The organism is Paenibacillus sp. FSL P4-0113 (assembly GCF_038009305.1).
Classification (GTDB): Bacteria; Bacillota; Bacilli; order Paenibacillales; family Paenibacillaceae; genus Paenibacillus; species Paenibacillus polymyxa_D.
The window spans coordinates 5,200,998-5,217,104 of the sequence record NZ_JBBPAZ010000001.1 but is presented as its reverse complement, the minus strand read 5'-3'; the positions used below and the strand labels follow the sequence as shown (position 1 = coordinate 5,217,104).

The following is a 16,107-nucleotide window of genomic DNA, read 5'->3' as shown; positions in this document are numbered from 1 at the left end:
TTGTTCACAATATGCTCACATTATATGAAATTCTTCATCAAAAGTCGAATTTCACAATTCTTATTCCTCTTCCATTGTATAAAGTTTTCTAGCTATGAGCATTTCCTTTTTCTCAACATATCCATGCGTAAATGAGATGAATCGGGCTAATCTGTAATCAAACACCTGGCAACTTAAATAACCAGCCGTCGAATATCAACTGACAGCTGGTTATTTAGTCTATGTTGCACCTCATAACGCCAAACGAGTTTGAATGCAACTTCCGAGTCCACCCCACTATGATTACCGTCAACAGCAGAATTTAAAAGGCAGAAGGTCCGATACGATGCAAATTCAAACGTAAAGTGACATTAAAGTCACTTTTCTGTACAATATTCCTACTTTTCACTATTATTTTAATTAGGCATCTAAAAACCGCTTTGAAAGCGAAAGGGATGGAACTGTGACTGGACTAAAACAAGTACTCAGAAACAAGAATTATGTCAGGTTTTTTCTGGCAACCTTCGCCTCACAAATGGGAGGAATTATCGGGGTTACTGCATTCATGTTTTATTTGTTGAAACGGTTTACAAATCAGCCTTATTATGCAACGCTTGCCGAGTTAATGTATTCGCTTCCGATGCTGGTAGTATTTCTCGTGGTTGGAGTGCTGGCAGATCGGATGGACAGACAAAAAATTGCTGTTAATTGTGACTGGATCAGCGCTTTTTTATCCTTATGTTTGCTTATTTTTATTTGGGTCGATTCGATCCCTTTGATATTTGCCCTCCTCTTCATCCGTAGTGCTGCCTCCAAATTTTTCTTCCCAGCCGAAAGTGCCATTATACAGGGGATATTAAGCGAAGATGATTACACCATTGCCGCAGGCCTCAATCAAATGATGGGGAGTCTTTTCATGTTATTCGGAGGAACTCTCGGGGCTGTCGTTTACTGGCACTTTGGAATTACTGGAGCCATCCTCATTGATGCTGTTTCTTTTATTGTGTCTGCACTGCTTATTCGTTCCTGCAAAATTCCAAAGGAAGTACGCCTTCCGAACGGGGCACATCAATTTAAACAATTAAAATTCAAACTTGTCATGATCGATTTTAAACAAGGATTTCTTTACATATTACGCAACAGACTATTGCTTTGGTTGGTTTCAGGCTTTTTTATGTTCGGTATTTTAAATGGTGGTTTTAGCGTTTTACCGATGTTTATTCTTAAATACAAGCTAGCTCCAGGCAACTATGAGCAGTATATGGTATGGACGGGTATTATTTTTGGGGCTGGTGTGTTGCTTGGTACCCTAATCGCTTCTCTCATCTCTACCAAGCTAAAACTACACCAATTGATTGCAACGGGAGTTCTGGTAGCCGGAATGGGTATGTGCATACTTGGATTTGTTAACCACATCTATGCTTTTCTGATTATCAACTTTGTCATCGCACTGATCCTTCCGTTCATTAACATTGGTATAGGAGGATGGCTGCCTCGTATTGTAGATCCTCAAATGATGGGACGTGTGCAAGGTTTGATTAATCCGTTAATGATGCTGTCCCAGTCTCTTACGTTAGGTTTCATTGCTGTTAGCTTTCCTTCATTTATTACAATTGAAATTCTGTTTTTATTAGTTGGGGTCTGTACCGTTATTGTAGGAATATACTACACTATTGTGCTTCCTCGTTATGCTGATTACAGTACTTCTTCCAAGACCCTTCAGGGATCTTTATAGGCAAATTAAAGAAGTCATACAGCAGACCATTCCGCCAGCGATTGTGGATTGCCACTTCTGCCTCCAAATCCAGTGCAGAGGTGGCTTCATACATTCGTTGCATACGACTAGCTCGTCAAAACCCAGTAGAGACAAAGACTAATAGGGTATGTAATATTCAAAAAAAAAAACGCCCGGCAGACGCATTAGCTGCATCAGCAGGACATTTTGATTGAAATCGGAGTAGCGGGATTCGAACCCACGACCTCACCCACCCCAAGGGTGCGCGCTACCTAGCTGCGCTATACCCCGATAACCCAGTGTATGTAGATCGATGCTGTTATTTACCATTATATTCTGGTCATAAAATCCTGTAAAGGGATTATTTTCTCATTCTTTCGTTGCATTTTTAAATTGTTTTCTTTATGGTAGATACAAAAGCTAAGAGGTCAAAAACAGAGATCATAGGAGCTAACCATGCAAAGCAAAAAAGTGCTTATACCCGTTGCATTACTTCTTTTAATACAGTTAAGTGTTCCTATCTGCTATACCTTTGCACAGGGTAACCTTGTCATAAATCATGAAACGAAAGAGAGATTGAAAGAACAATATGGCTTGGATGAACCGGAATTTCCTTCCTCAAAGCAGCAGCAAAACATATTATTGGGAGGTGATCTTGGATTTACTCTTTCTGTTGATGCTGTTGTGGTAGAATTGACCATATTGATTCGGTATCCGCTCATTTTTATCAGTCAACAACTGGTACATTCACTGAAATCATAAGCTTTTTTCCTATTCGGTAAGTTCCATGATATGGAGCAAAAGGATCATTTATTTCGTAGCAAGTTGTCTGCCACCTGAGGTCACTTCATCCTTCTTATTGAAAAGGTTTAATTCAATGGGTCCCCTACCATGTAGCCACAGCAGTTCATCGAATAAAAATGTCAGTCCATCCTTAGCGCGTAAGCGTTCGATGATCTCCGTGACAACTTGCATAACCTCCCCTTGTATTCCCTCTGCCAGTTGCAAACCTCCGCTCTCTCCATCTAGGTAAAGATGCGTATGATATGATTGCTCCACCTTCTTCACATGGCGCAGACACAGTATGCCATTTTCGAGGTAAAAGAAATATTGTTGGTCATAAAGAACCCCTTCGCATATCTCATACATATGAGGTGAATCATACGGTCCCTGAACCATGGATACCCGTTCCAATCCCATTACCCATTCTGTCATACATCCTCGCTCCATTCCTTTGTTCAGTTATCACAGCTTAGTTCGATGAAATATTAACCTGAATTACAATTTATCCATTTTAAATCCACTTAAAATAATATTAAAGCGTTGTTATATGCATTTAATAAGAAAACCTCTATACGGTTTTTAAGCCTCCTCACGCATTTATTTGTTTAGGATTATCAAAATAGTAACTGTTGCTAATTTTAAAGCATTTTGATACTATGAAGGCATTAAATTAGTTTACTTATAATCTTGTTAACTAGATTACTTATTTACAAATATAAACCCCTAACCTACACTTGTCAACTAGTTTACTTGATTACTTTTGGAGGAATTGTTGTGATTAGATTTTCTCTTGATAAAATTATGAAAGACCGTGGACTCGAACAGAAAGATATTGTTTCTATTACGGGAATTAATAGGAATACGGTTAAAGCTTTGGCCTCCAACGCAAATGCCCGAATTGACTTTCCTACCTTGAACACACTTTGTAGAACCCTTGGCGTACTCCCTGGTGAACTGATCGAATACTTGCCAGAAGACGACGAAGAGAGCCGTTAACATGCTTAACGGCTCTCTGTTCTTTATATAATATTCGAATTTTAACGACCTTCCCATTCAAATTAGATCCGAACTTCGTAATCCCTTTCTATCAACTTTAAATATATTTCTCCCACGTATTATAAATGTCGAATAAAGCATTGGGGTTACGCTCTCCGTCTAGAACCAGATACATTTTATTCGTTACGATCATGATCACATCCATATCTGTTTCCTTAGTCAAACCAGTGATAACAAGACGATTTACGCTAATATAAGACTTTGGTTTAAAAACAATGCCTCAATCCAACCCACTATGATTACTTTTTACAACTTCCCTCGAATCTTTCCAAGAAATAATGTGCGTTTTTCCAATGGATCGTGAACGGTCCTACTGTCCCAAAACCTCTACAGAGACAGTCCGATATACTGTCCAAGCTAAATCCATAGTACCCTCCGGGCCCATTAATCGCTTCACCAAGTGCTATAAAATGTTGTAAAATCAGATATGTATTCGCCGTCTAAGGTGTAGACTTCTCCTCGTTTATCCAGTAAGTTCTCATGTAAAAAGCTCTAAAGATTCCAGCAAGAAGTCACGCTTATATTTGTTTTTATGATCATCCAACTTTCTTCTTATCAATTGTCTACATATGTCCTTTTGCGCCTTAGTAATTTTATCTTGCACGTTACTTATCAGTTGATAAGATTGTCTACTCGCTTCAAAGGTATCATCCAGTAAATCTACCAGCGCCACAACATGAGTAGATACATCAAAAAATTCTAAAGCATATAACAGTGTTCCTCTATTCCCCTTGGTCTTTGGATTTCTTAATAAGTCGATAAGAGGCAACACCGCTTCACTGTCTCCTAGATCAGCTAACGTAATGACGATTACATTTCTTAGCAATACACTATCCGTCGTTACTAAATATCTCAATAATATTGGAGTGAATGTATGATCCAGCTTTTCACCCACATCCTCTATAATCTTTACCGCTTCCTTTAAATCTCCACTTTCTATGACTTCTTCTAAACGCATTTTGTTCATAGTTTACCAACCCACCTTATTACAATATATAGCAACTATCCAGTCTTAAAACAATTCAATAATTTACATATGATAACAATCCTATGTCTCTTTTGTATATAGCGAACATTGTCGAACCCCTAAAGAGATATCCACTCATTGATTTAAAATAAACAAAATGTTATATTGTCTATAAAATAATCATCATTTAATTGAGGTGTTTGCTAAAATGGATCATTCCGAACTATTCTGGAATGCTGGTATCGAAGAACTGAAGCGTGGATATATTCGCCAAGGAGAGCAGGTCATTTGCTTGCTGGACGGACAGCGATTTGAGCAAGGCATCATATATCAGGATCAAGGGGTATTTTATGACGCGGAGAGGTACATGCGACTTCATATTGAGCGGACGTACGGTTCGGTCTTTGACTATTTGATCGGTCTGGACAAAAAGCTGACTGGACTGACGGATCATCAGAATCGGTTGCTTCAGTTATTTTATCAAGGCATGGGCGATGCGGACATTCAAAAGGAAACCGGAATCGGTAGCGCATCCACCATACGCAATCATCGTTTTGGTCTCAAAGAAAAAGAGCGACAGGCCAAAGTATTTCTCACATTAATGGAGCTGCTAAAGGAGAAAGACCGTCACGCTCCCACCATTGTAGAAGTACCCATAGGAGCACGGATGGTGGACGAACGCTACAACATTACAGAAGACGAAAGACAAAAGGTACTCACGAAGTATTTTCCGAACGGTACAGACGGACGCCTGAAAACCTTTAAAATGCAAGAAAAACATAAGCTGATTGTGCTGCGTGAAATTGCGAACCGTTTTGTGAAGGGACAAATATATCACGAGAAGGATATCAATGTGATTTTACAGGAAGTGTATGACGATTATGTCACGGTGCGAAGATATATGATTGAATATAGTTTATTGGATCGCAAGCCAGATGGCAGTGAATATTGGTTGAAGGAATCTTGAAGCTAGGCGCTTATGAAATCAGCATTTTGGCATAATTCGATTCTCAACGCTCGCAGGTACAATATATAGACGAACTAAAGTGTTTCGATCTATGCATTGCTGATTTGAAAACGCTCTTGGGATTTATGCAAAATGCTCAAATAGGAGGATTCGACAATGAATCGAAGAAAAGAACTGGTGCAGCAATACATGGAAATAAAGACAGAGGCAGGAATCTATTGCATTCGCAATACTCGTAATGGGAAAATTTTCGTCTCTTCCACACCGAATTTAAAGTCGCTGAATGGACGGCGTTTTGAGCTGAACATGGGTGGATTTAAGAATAAACAACTACAGCAAGAATGGAATGAGTACGGCGAAGATTCATTTGAATTTGAAGTGCTGGACGTTTTGAAGAAAAAGGACTCCGAGTTCTTTGATGTCAAAGATGCACTAGCAAAGCTGGAGCAGACCTGGCTTGATCGACTCCAGCCTTTCGGGGACAAAGGGTATTTGTAAATTACCAATCCACGGGATGCTCTTCCCGAAGGTATCCAAAAATAACAGCGTCGACAAATTGACCTTTTTCATAAAAATAATCTCTCAGGTGACCCTCTTTAGTAAAGCCACTTTTGAGTAGCAGCCGTTTGGAGCCTTCGTTATCTGGATCAATGAAGGCTTCTATACGGTGAACCTGCGGCAAATGAAAGCCATAATCTACTACCACCTTCATCGCCTCTGTCATCAAACCTTGCAACCAATATTCCGGTGCCAGCTCATAGCCGATTTCAATACGGGAGTGCTCCTTCTGCCAGTTATGGAATCCAATTGTACCCACGATCCGCTCAGGAGCTTCTTTTAATGTAATCCCCCAACGAAAGCCCTCTTGCTTCTCATATCTGGTTAGCATCGAACGAATAAATTTTTCGGCTTGCTCTACCTCTGTAAAGCTTTCCAAGTCATAATATTGTGTGACCTCATCCTTGGAAAAATAGCCGAACACATCCTCCGCATCCCCTACTGTAAGCTGTCTTAAACGAAGCCTATCGGTTTCTAGAATCGGAAACGTTTCCATTGACATTATCCATTTCCTCCTTCACATCGAAGAACCTTATCTTATCAGCCACCAGCCAATCCCAACTATCACTCCATTGATGAAGAATAATGCAATACATGCTCTCCACTTGCTGATTCCACTTGTTTGAAAAAAACCCGTCACTTTACTACGACACATGAACAACGTAAACAACAAATTCCAAATAATACGCATACCATATTTTACGTAGTATAAAGCAGGGTTTAACTGTACACCGCCCAACGTTGGAGGGACATCTGGAATAAACAGAATTGCACACGTATAACGCATGGTCTCATATGTAAAATAAAATACTGCCAGCCACCAAGCCCACTTCTTACCAAATAACATGCCGATACCGGCAGTCGTCCCTGCCAAACCGAGTAACGCGATAAATCCTTGAAACATGCCCCTACAAATGCCTACTAACGTAGCAGCCTCATTTAATGCATTAAGCGTCAATAGCTGGGTCACCAACAGAAGTGCTCCATTAAAGATCAATAAAATGGCTGAAATGCTTACACCTAAAGGTCGTTCGAAAACCACGTTGGTTACATAATCTTCTACTTCTTTTTTCGTATACAGATCTGACACTTCTTCTACTCTCCTAACCCAATTATATACATCCATTTTCGGGCGGGTTTAATAACAGTATGTTCTCGCCTCATTCCCATATATCGGCTTTTAGGAAAATATGGTTTAATCTTCCCTAAAATTCAGTTATCCGTAGGCTAATCATTATTATTCAGTGCAGCCATGCTGCTAATGATCATCCTCTATGGTGTCAAATTAGCGTCATGAGAATTTCTATCATCAACTGAATCCCAAATAGAGTAATATCTATCCTTATAATACCATTCCAAGAAGGAATCTGACAAATGAATGGACTACTACTAGCGCTTATGAATGTATACGCGTTATTTTCGTGGCCCTGTAACCTTCAGATGACTGGATATACTCTACCTGATAACCCATTCGGGCATCCAAAAGCCCTTCCATAAATGGAAGGCACGGACTGTAAATAAAACTCCCTCCGGGCCGAATGGCTCTAAGCAATTCCATATATTTGCGAGCGTACTCATGAATATTACCATCTGCCTTCAGATGATGATGTATAAAATGATTGGAGAATGCCATATGTGAAATGATCGTTCCCCATGTGCGTTCCCCAAAGGTGATCTCTAACCAATCTCCTTGAGTGACCCAACCTTCTGTTTCAGCCAACCGATCTGTTCCGTAAGCCTCAATTCCACAGGCACGTAAATAAGTAACCAACCGTGCCTCAGATCCGCAACCAACATCTAGAACAGGCTCTTGCAAACGAGCAATGTTCAATCCTAGCAGATTGGCTTGCAACTCCGGCGTATATTCCTCACAAGGTATCCAAAAGGTATACTCACACTCTGCATACTTAGCAAACATTTCACGTCCGTTGGTACGAGTTAAAAAATCTCTCAAATGCCCGTAATGCTGCTGAAGCAGTAAGTCCAAGGTTGCTCTATCTATAAATTTCTTCTGGAACAGGTTCTCAATACGGGTGAAAAGTCGATCATACAGCTCCGTAAGCTCCCTCACATGAGCTGTGTGAAAATGTAGATATTGATTGGTATTTACAAACTGGGACAGTATTTTAGCCGCTACATCCGTCACAAAAGCGTTATACATATGCTGGCGCTTCAAGCCTTGAAGCATGAGCATCAGTTCTGAGCTTCTCTGCGTCAGCCAGTACGTCATTTCCGTTGAAGGTCCTAACAGAACAGAACCCTCACGCATATAAAATAAACTCCGATGCTGATTGTACAGGAGTTGACCGTTAATAAGTTTATGAAGTTGAGCGACTGTCATTCTCGCTTCCTCCTTAAGATCCAGAACATTAAAGCCCTACCCAAGCCTAAACAATGTTATCTTTGGGTAGGGCCAGCTTATTTTCTAAGTATACCATGGCTATGGAAATAATGTTTTATTGCGAATCTTCCACCTGTACATAAGAGGATAAAGGAATATTCAGCTCACGGATTCCCTGAGCTATCAGCCGAGCTATTTGCTCCGCACCATATTCCTGAAAATGAGTATCATCCTTCACTCCATTAGGAAATGCAGGATACACCCCTGGCTCCACATGTAAAAATAACGGGAGTGTTCCTTCCAGTCCAAGTGTATCATAGTACGCTACACTCAAGCGGCTAAGATCGACCAGTGCAACATTTGTCTCCGATGCTGTTTCCTTCATGGCCTGCACATATTCCGGGAAACTAATCCGAAACGAGGCACTTGCCGCATCATAATCCCGGCGGCCAACAGGAGTAATTAGCACAGGTGTTGCACCGCGTTGGATGGCTCCTTGGATGTAGGTTTTTAAGTAAACTTTGTAATCCGCGGGTGAAACATAACGCTCTTGGTTGCTGATCGCGGCATCATTATGTCCAAACTGAATGAGCAAATAATCTCCTGGACGGATATTGCGTAAAATATCATCTAACCGTCCTTGTACTAGAAAGGTTTTCGTGCTTCGTCCACCAATAGAACGGTTCACAAAAATAGGCTCATCTGTGAAGAACGGAGCAATCATTTGCCCCCAGCCCGCCTGAGGCTTCATCGCGGATTTATAGGTTTGAACCGTAGAATCTCCCGCAAGGTATACCGAAGGATGTTCTCCAGCCGTTCGAGCATCCTTTGGAGTAATAACCAAAGCGTTAATCTTCGCTTCATCACCTGAGAAATACAATTCGAGCTGACCGTCGATGAGTGCAAGTTCAAATCCAGCCTCGATAAATTGTCCTGCTGTTTTGGCAGTAGGTTCTACCTTGACGATGGACTCGGCTTTAACCGTAATGTCTGTGTTTCCGGCAGTATCTCCGGCAATCAGGGAAAGCGTGTAATCCGCAGGTGGTAAATTGACAACAAAGGATGATCCTTGAACACGAACAAAATCTGAGCGTATAGCATCACTTCCACCACGATCTTCTTCATTCACTTTGGAAAGATCGGTAAATCCATAGCCTCGCTCAGGCGTGTAAACATCCTTGGCAGTGACCTGTGTGTAGCCGTCAGCTACCTTGCCGGGGCCAAAGTCAAAACGAAGAGGGGCCACAAGCTGTTTTTCGGCTAATGCCTGCCCTGGGATAAGTATGGTTGCAAACAACAAGCTGAACCCTGCGCATAATCCAATCATCTTACCGAACAACCTGTGACGCTTTCCCTTTTGTTTCAAGCGCAACCCTCGCTTTTCAGATTATTTGAGTGGGTTGTCATCGTCTATACGTGTATTGATCCCCGCCAGCTTTTGACAGCCTTGGTCCAACGCCCAAGATACCCCAATGCCAACTGTGTACCTGATCAGATCCGCGGTCAGGAACCCTTTCCCAAGCACCAAGCCGCCCAGTGTCGTTGCCCGAATGTGGTTAATCCAGGGAGCCTGGTACATCTGGCTGAACTCAATGGCGAAGCAAAACAGCAAGCTGCCCCACAGGGCTACGGACAATTGACGATTCACCCCCAACATTCTCAGCCCAAAATAAATCATGCACGCCCACAAGGCATCCCCAAAGTGATTAGCAACGAATTCAGGCAACCGGGAGGAGAAAACTCGGCTTCCCAAACCCAACAAGATCGTGACCAGCACAGCAATTAGGTACGCAGCGCGGGCCTTCCAGCGGAATTTCGCCTTTATTTCCCGATTGGCCTTCCTGCTGACTCTCTTATGAACGCTCCTCATGCTAAATCACCTGTCCTAATGCTGGGACATCTTCGCCAAGCTGCGGGAAATTCGTAAGCACCCTCTCTTGGATAGCGTTTGCAAGATTGCTGAACCTTTTGCTGATGTCATATTGTATGCACACCAACTTGTCTGTATTTTTCATAATATAATTAATCATAATGAGCCTCCGTAATATCGTACAAACGTATCAGCAACTTCCAAACTGTTCATGTGAGGATACTAAAATTCAATACCACGCACCTTGGCAAAAACCATTTGGTGTGCCATGCTTCCCTTTTCATCGTACTCGACGTTTCTTAAAATCCCCTCCAGTGTAAAACCTGCACGTTCCGCTACCTTGGCGCTGCGCGTATTTCTGGAATCACAACGAATCTCCAACCGATTGGCATGCAAATGCTGTATGGCAAAATCCGTAATACCGTGCACGGCCTCTGTTATAATGCCTTTTCCAGTCCATGATGTTCTGAGCCAATACCCAATTTCAAATCTTCGTGCTTCCCAATCAATACGATGCAGACCGCTGCTGGCTACAAATTCTCCCGAAACCGTATCAAATATATACAACATCATATCAGACCGATCCAGAAATTTAAGTCTGGCTTGGCGCGAACGGATTTCAGATTCCTCTGCCGTAGGAAGATTTCTTGCAAACGGAAGCCAAGGCCGCAGTTCATTCGCACTTTCTCGCATCGCCTCATTGACTGCCGCTCCATCCCCCCACTGCGGGGCGCGTATGGTCAATCGCTCCGTCTGGAATTGGTCAGGGAACGATAAGAGAATGGGATTCGGTTGCTGCTCCATACTCATGATGCACCCTCCTCCTTATTCGTTGAATAACTGCGACGATCCAGCAAACCTGTGATTTCACGCAAACTCCCAATCTGGTAGTCCGGTACAATGCCCGTTTCCTGCCACGTCATAAAGCCTTCCAGCCAGATGGTATGCAATCCTGCACTTTGTGCACCACGAATATCATTTGTCGGGTGATCGCCTACATAACAGGCATGGCCGGGATCGACAATGTCCAGCTCATTCAGAGCCAACTCGAAAATTCGAGGATTAGGCTTCTGGATATTGACGCCGCCTGATACGATAATAGAATCCACATAATCCCTCAGCATAACTCGGTCGATTTTCGCTTGCTGCGTGCGGAGTGAGCCGTTGGTAATAATACCAAGCTTCAAGCCACGCGACCGCAGTTCGGACAATACTTCCTTGGCCCCGTCCATCAACACCGTAAACTTATGAAATTCACTATACCAAAAGCCCAGCATCTCTTGTACTGACGTATGGGGATTTTTCAGTTCCAAATCTGCATGCAGCTCGGTATACAGTTCCTTCTTATCCCGGTATCCGTCCTGATCCGCCAATCGTATCTGTTCAACGACAGCCGCGCGGATCGCGGGTTCTTCTGCCACAATAAATCGTTCTATAAAGCGCTCTGTATATGCCGCAAACGCCTGTTTACGATGAATAAGAGTATTATCCAGATCAAAAATGATTGCTTCTATGGACATAAATAGCTCCCTTCCTTCATCCTTTTGCACTGATTAGGCTGAAACAAACTGAATAATTCCGATTAGAAATAAAAGAAAAAAAATAGACAAGAAAATAATGATCATGTACTTCAAGATTCTCTTGGAGGTCGACTTTTGTTCTAATTTGGTCTCGATCTGGGTCAACCTTTCTTTGATTTCTTCCAAATCCTGCTCCACCTTCACATCATGCTCCCCTTCCCTCGTTTCGACTTATTCATCTTCCTGACACTCACTCACACAAGTTGCTCCAAAAACGCACTTTTTTTACGGCATTAAAATCAATTTGTTCATAAGGCTTCTCCCCAAATTCCAGCTTGAAATACTCCTGCAAACATTCCCCATACACGATAATATCCGTTTGATATACGGAAAATACCGGATTTCCTTCTTCAGATGGCTGCTCTGGGATATATCGATGTCCGTTGATTGGGATTAGCTTGGGCACACGTAAAAACTCACGTTTACATATATCAACAGCTTCCGCCGAATCTGTCGGTTTTTCGCCCCATTCGGGAGGCCAGAATACATGCTGCTCTACATCAAAAATCATACCTTCCAGCGGCCAATTCAACCTTTGCCGGATTACACCCATCCGCTGTGGTGACGTATCTCTCCAAGGGATAAAGCTTTTACCGATGGGAAGAACACTCATCAGAAGCTCCCTCAAATCGGGCGGGAAGTGAATATCATACCTGCCTTCGACATCGGTGACCTCTTGCATGGATAAGCCTGGAGCTAAGGTCACATCGTGTTTACGTAATAAATCTATGATATAAGCGATATCCATCTCTTATCGACTCCTCAGCAGCTAGCGCGCTCGGTATCCATGATCATCATATGTACTTCTTTCTAGTGTAGTTCAATAGGAAAAGAAATCCAAGACCTATCCGCAATGCGTTGCTGAATAAGCTTGGATTATATGAGATTCATTTATTAGAATGTATGACTTCTATGCTTGCTGTCCGTTCACCTGAATATCTGCGGCTACTTGCTGCCCTAACCAAGCCCGCATGCGATTCCATGAAAAAACCTGCTCCGTATGAAATACACCGAATGGAAGTTCTGAACGGTACAGGGCGAGCGCTGCAAAGACGGCTGCCTTAGCGGTTAAATCAGACTGATGGTGACCCCTTAGCCGACATTCGACCTTCGTCTCCTTGCCATTGAGAGTTCCTCGAGCATCTACCTTGACCGCTACAGCATTCCCACCTATATGTACCTTGCTAAAGCTGCGAACCACTGCATCACGCACGGTTTGCTGTCGGAGTAGACCTGAAACTCCTATCGTCCGAAGCCCTGCTAGAAGCCGAGTGGTCAAGCGCGAATCGAAGCAAAGGCGTGTGCTAACCGTAGGAACTTTGAGCGTACGAGGAAGTGTCTGCTGATCTGAAAAAGGAAATCGATACGCCCGATGACGACCCACTCCTGCACCAAAATCTGCCACTATTCCGCCAGTAAAGCTTTTTCGAGTCACAAAACGTCCCTGTTCTATAACCTCCAAATCGGCATGAATCTGATCTACTGTCCACTCAATAGCAGCCTGACCGTGTCGATCTCCCAAACCCAGCATCAAAGATATATTCAACTCATCCGTCTGATCCATGAGCTGTGTCGCTTGCAGTGCCAACAGATTGGTCAGTCCCGGAGCTAATCCTACACTTAACAGGGCTGTGGCCTGATGAGCTCGGGCCTCCTGATGACACTGCTCCACCTGACTCAAAAAGTCCGCATTCGCGGTAATATCCATGTAATGCACCCCATGTCGAAGGCAGGCACGTACCAAGGCCGTATTGTCCTGATCCAAACACATGATTACCAATTTGGCTTGCTCTAATATCGACGGGTCCATCGGCTCATGAATATTAAGCTGCAAGGGCCGTATCTTACCATTCGATCGTTGGCTAAATTCAGTGGCCCGTTCCAGACTACGACCTGCGGCAAATACCTTGCCGGGAAACATTTCACTTAACTCTGTACATACAATTTTTCCAACATGGCCATACCCGCCAATGATGATGATGTTATCCTTTGTCATAAGCTGTCCCTCCCTCTTTAACTGCAAACCATGCATTTACTAAAAAGCACCATAATACCGGGTGATGTGGGTAAAGCCTGCATCTATCAACAGTTCCTGTATTGCCGCATTGGACACTGGGTTTGACTCACGACCGATGGAAGCAGCGAATCGTTCCCAATCCTCCAGTGAAATGCCCTGGCTCAGCATATGACCTTTCCACGCCTGCATTTGGATGGAAAAAGAAGGCTCCTGTGAATTCCCATTAATAGAAGCTAAACAAAAAGGCGCACCCGGCTTGAGTCGAGTAGATATCTGGCGTAGCAACGCCTGTTTACTTTCCAAGCTTTGAAGAAAATGAAGCACCAGCAGGCAGGTTGCAGCGTCATAGACCGGTTCTCTGCATGATTCTTCGCTGTGCTTTTCGCGCTGTTCTTCAGGCTGTTCTCCAGACAACTCTTCCAACGTACCTGCAACAAACGATATTTTTGAACTGATGCCCGCATGTGTTACACGCTTACGTGCCAAATCCAGCATGTGCTTCAACTGCCGTAAAGGACCATGCATCATGGCGCCCTCCGAGCGTAATCAATTCCTGACCGCCTCCAGCTCCGACAATTAGCACATTTGGATCTATATTTCGAATATGAGTTTGTGCTTCAAGCTGTGCGGCTATCAAACCGTCTGTCATCTCGTACAAATGAGCATATCCAGGTATTTTTAAAGCAATCGTATCCGCGTACTTATGCACATTCGGATGATTCCAGCTCATAGGCTGGTTTGAGTCCGTATTTTCAATATGGGGTTGTTTCATATGGGCTTTCCTCCAAACATTTAGCCTTGATCTTCCCAGACCATTCGTTTATTGTAGATTTAATTAAGAATCATTCTCAATTATAAAGACAATACAAATATCCACCATCCCATAAATGTGGGATTTAATAATCGCGCTTGAGAATCTCCAGCTTTCTCGATAGGAGTAAATGATGAACGCACACTACAAGCACACCCTAATCGACCGCTTGCGTACTCAGGTTACTTTCGATGCGGCGTGCTGTACCTCGGTAGATCCGCGTACGCTGCTTTCCACAGGGGCATTTACAGAGTCGGGTGTGGAGGACATTCATAACAAACTGCTAGAATACGAATACCTGCACGACGATATGATGAAATATGATCAGTTGGTGCGAGAAGGACAGTCTGTAGCGACGCTACATGGGTTTACACATGGCCAACCGGATCGGAGCACACGATATAGAGATGTTTTGCAACCCGCCGGATTCGGAGATGAGCTACGTGTTCCGTTTATGTACAAAGGGAGCTGTTGGGGATTTCTTACGTTGTTCCGTCATCATGGAAAACCTGTATTCAGCGAGGAAGAGCAACAACTGCTTGAAGCGTTAGCGCCGTCCATAGCCTATCATCTGCGTCAGGCCAGTGTCGGTTTATCTCCATCCCCTGCCATGATCACGGAAAATGGACTTGAGCCAGGAGTTCTCATGCTTTCCGATAAGCTAAAACCGATTTCGTCCAATTTAGTAGCAGAGCAGTGGCTACAGTTGCTTCGGCAGCAGGAGGGAATCCATGAAGACGGTCTTCCGGCTCCCGTCCGGGTGGTATGCTTGCGAGCGCTATCCACTGCCACTGCACCAGCACGACTATGTATCCCTTCCACAGACGCAGGAGCCCCATGGGTAACCATCAGAGCCACCCTTCTGCAAGGCGGACAGAAGCATACGGGACAGAAGCAGCTAGCCGTATGGTTTGAGGCTGCTAAAGCAACTGACATGCTACCGCTTATGGCTGAGGTGTACTCATGGTCCGAACGAGAGAGACAAATTGTCCAACTCATTGTTCAGGGCTTTTCGACCAAGGAGCTGGCCAGCGCACTTCATATTACTGCCTACACGGTGCAGGATCACCTGAAAGCGATTTTCTTGAAAACAGATGTAAGCAGCCGTCGTGAGCTAGTATGGAAGGTATATTCCAGATTCAATTAACCTATGTAAAAAAGACAGATGACCCGATTAGGGATCATCTGTCTTTGCATCACTGCTCTATTGGAATGCCAGAGCCTTATTTCTTCGAAGAGGAGTTCGTATCATCGTATGACACTGGTGAGGGCTTCGCAATCCATTCATCAGCCTCAGGCTCGATATCCACGCCATTTTCCAGCTTCGTTTTCTCCATCAAGGAATCTCCGTCCTCGTCCTTCTTGTTGCGGATTTTCGCTTCGTCTTGAGTGTGGTCGCTCATGTTGATTCCTCCTTTTTTAATTTCATCTGATGGTTGTACC

21 protein-coding genes, 1 tRNA gene and 1 pseudogene are annotated in these 16,107 nt (G+C 43.5%); 6 read left to right on the top strand and 17 right to left on the bottom strand.

All coding sequences use genetic code 11. From position 1 onward, the window contains the following. Positions 1 to 442 precede the first annotated feature (442 nt). Positions 443 to 1,714 (top strand): MFS transporter, encoded by a 1,272-nt coding sequence (locus tag MKX46_RS22840; RefSeq protein ID WP_341071828.1) that lies wholly within the window; start codon positions 443 to 445, stop codon positions 1,712 to 1,714. A 217-nt stretch (positions 1,715 to 1,931) separates the two neighbouring features. Here the strand turns inward: MKX46_RS22840 and MKX46_RS22835 are convergent. After that, positions 1,932 to 2,005 (bottom strand) — tRNA-Pro (locus MKX46_RS22835). A 165-nt stretch (positions 2,006 to 2,170) separates the two neighbouring features. Here MKX46_RS22835 and MKX46_RS22830 point away from each other — a divergent pair. After that, on the top strand, positions 2,171 to 2,476 hold the full coding sequence (locus MKX46_RS22830) for a hypothetical protein (protein WP_341071827.1): 306 nt from the start codon (positions 2,171 to 2,173) through the stop codon (positions 2,474 to 2,476). Between the two features lie 48 nt (positions 2,477 to 2,524). On the opposite strand, the gene MKX46_RS22825 is transcribed toward MKX46_RS22830, so the two are convergent. Next, on the bottom strand, positions 2,525 to 2,929 hold the full coding sequence (locus tag MKX46_RS22825) for a hypothetical protein (protein ID WP_341071826.1): 405 nt from the start codon (positions 2,927 to 2,929) through the stop codon (positions 2,525 to 2,527). Between the two features lie 342 nt (positions 2,930 to 3,271). Between MKX46_RS22825 and MKX46_RS22820 the strand changes: the two genes are divergently transcribed. After that, the gene (locus tag MKX46_RS22820; protein WP_010349271.1) at positions 3,272 to 3,493 is read left to right on the top strand and encodes a helix-turn-helix domain-containing protein; all 222 of its coding nucleotides are present in this window, start codon (positions 3,272 to 3,274) and stop codon (positions 3,491 to 3,493) included. Between the two features lie 299 nt (positions 3,494 to 3,792). On the opposite strand, the gene MKX46_RS25655 is transcribed toward MKX46_RS22820, so the two are convergent. Together MKX46_RS25655 and MKX46_RS22815 are read right to left on the bottom strand one after the other, a co-directional pair. Continuing rightward, positions 3,793 to 3,909: a hypothetical protein gene (locus tag MKX46_RS25655; RefSeq protein ID WP_245231549.1), complete on the bottom strand. Its 117-nt coding sequence runs from the start codon at positions 3,907 to 3,909 to the stop codon at positions 3,793 to 3,795. Between the two features lie 122 nt (positions 3,910 to 4,031). Continuing rightward, entirely contained in the window at positions 4,032 to 4,520 is a 489-nt protein-coding gene (locus tag MKX46_RS22815; RefSeq protein ID WP_341071825.1) for a HEAT repeat domain-containing protein, read from the bottom strand. 208 nt (positions 4,521 to 4,728) lie between these two features. Here MKX46_RS22815 and MKX46_RS22810 point away from each other — a divergent pair, with 208 nt between their 5' ends. Next, positions 4,729 to 5,487, top strand: coding sequence for a DUF2087 domain-containing protein (locus tag MKX46_RS22810; RefSeq protein WP_341071824.1), 759 nt, complete (start codon positions 4,729 to 4,731; stop codon positions 5,485 to 5,487). Positions 5,488 to 5,643: 156 nt separating this feature from the next. Then, on the top strand, positions 5,644 to 5,985 hold the full coding sequence (locus MKX46_RS22805; RefSeq protein ID WP_341071823.1) for a GIY-YIG nuclease family protein: 342 nt from the start codon (positions 5,644 to 5,646) through the stop codon (positions 5,983 to 5,985). A 1-nt stretch (position 5,986) separates the two neighbouring features. On the opposite strand, the gene MKX46_RS22800 is transcribed toward MKX46_RS22805, so the two are convergent. From MKX46_RS22800 to MKX46_RS22745, 12 genes and pseudogenes are all read right to left on the bottom strand, one after another. After that, complete coding sequence (locus MKX46_RS22800) at positions 5,987 to 6,547, bottom strand: GNAT family N-acetyltransferase (protein ID WP_341071822.1); 561 nt, start codon at positions 6,545 to 6,547, stop codon at positions 5,987 to 5,989. Between the two features lie 30 nt (positions 6,548 to 6,577). Then, on the bottom strand, positions 6,578 to 7,135 hold the full coding sequence (locus tag MKX46_RS22795; RefSeq protein WP_029516448.1) for a hypothetical protein: 558 nt from the start codon (positions 7,133 to 7,135) through the stop codon (positions 6,578 to 6,580). 306 nt (positions 7,136 to 7,441) lie between these two features. After that, the gene (locus MKX46_RS22790; RefSeq protein WP_341071821.1) at positions 7,442 to 8,386 is read right to left on the bottom strand and encodes a class I SAM-dependent methyltransferase; all 945 of its coding nucleotides are present in this window, start codon (positions 8,384 to 8,386) and stop codon (positions 7,442 to 7,444) included. Between the two features lie 115 nt (positions 8,387 to 8,501). Further along, positions 8,502 to 9,713, bottom strand: coding sequence for a rhamnogalacturonan acetylesterase (locus MKX46_RS22785; RefSeq protein ID WP_341071925.1), 1,212 nt, complete (start codon positions 9,711 to 9,713; stop codon positions 8,502 to 8,504). 60 nt (positions 9,714 to 9,773) lie between these two features. Beyond that, positions 9,774 to 10,256 carry a ribosomal maturation YjgA family protein gene (locus MKX46_RS22780; protein WP_341071820.1) on the bottom strand — a complete coding sequence of 161 codons (483 nt, stop codon included), beginning with the start codon at positions 10,254 to 10,256 and terminating at the stop codon, positions 9,774 to 9,776. Between the two features lies 1 nt (position 10,257). Then, the gene (locus tag MKX46_RS22775; RefSeq protein WP_341071819.1) at positions 10,258 to 10,416 is read right to left on the bottom strand and encodes a hypothetical protein; all 159 of its coding nucleotides are present in this window, start codon (positions 10,414 to 10,416) and stop codon (positions 10,258 to 10,260) included. Between the two features lie 62 nt (positions 10,417 to 10,478). After that, on the bottom strand, positions 10,479 to 11,066 hold the full coding sequence (locus MKX46_RS22770) for a GNAT family N-acetyltransferase (protein ID WP_069012050.1): 588 nt from the start codon (positions 11,064 to 11,066) through the stop codon (positions 10,479 to 10,481). After that, entirely contained in the window at positions 11,063 to 11,776 is a 714-nt protein-coding gene (locus MKX46_RS22765) for an HAD family hydrolase (protein ID WP_341071818.1), read from the bottom strand. The genes MKX46_RS22770 and MKX46_RS22765 overlap by 4 nt, the downstream gene beginning before the upstream one ends. 33 nt (positions 11,777 to 11,809) lie before the next feature. Further along, on the bottom strand, positions 11,810 to 11,980 hold the full coding sequence (locus MKX46_RS22760; protein WP_176715740.1) for a hypothetical protein: 171 nt from the start codon (positions 11,978 to 11,980) through the stop codon (positions 11,810 to 11,812). A 46-nt stretch (positions 11,981 to 12,026) separates the two neighbouring features. Next, positions 12,027 to 12,584, bottom strand: coding sequence for an SMI1/KNR4 family protein (locus MKX46_RS22755; RefSeq protein WP_341071817.1), 558 nt, complete (start codon positions 12,582 to 12,584; stop codon positions 12,027 to 12,029). 162 nt (positions 12,585 to 12,746) lie between these two features. Next, positions 12,747 to 13,832 (bottom strand): saccharopine dehydrogenase family protein, encoded by a 1,086-nt coding sequence (locus MKX46_RS22750; RefSeq protein ID WP_340954851.1) that lies wholly within the window; start codon positions 13,830 to 13,832, stop codon positions 12,747 to 12,749. After that, a pseudogene (locus tag MKX46_RS22745) lies at positions 13,819 to 14,625 on the bottom strand (class I SAM-dependent methyltransferase). Before MKX46_RS22745 ends, MKX46_RS22750 begins: the two are co-directional and overlap by 14 nt. Before the next feature lie 172 nt (positions 14,626 to 14,797). Between MKX46_RS22745 and MKX46_RS22740 the strand changes: the two are divergent. Beyond that, positions 14,798 to 15,811, top strand: a complete 1,014-nt coding sequence (locus tag MKX46_RS22740) for a LuxR C-terminal-related transcriptional regulator (RefSeq protein WP_318626841.1) — start codon at positions 14,798 to 14,800, stop codon at positions 15,809 to 15,811. A gap of 76 nt (positions 15,812 to 15,887) precedes the next feature. On the opposite strand, the gene MKX46_RS22735 is transcribed toward MKX46_RS22740, so the two are convergent. Beyond that, positions 15,888 to 16,067: a hypothetical protein gene (locus MKX46_RS22735; RefSeq protein WP_013309345.1), complete on the bottom strand. Its 180-nt coding sequence runs from the start codon at positions 16,065 to 16,067 to the stop codon at positions 15,888 to 15,890. Positions 16,068 to 16,107: the final 40 nt, after the last annotated feature.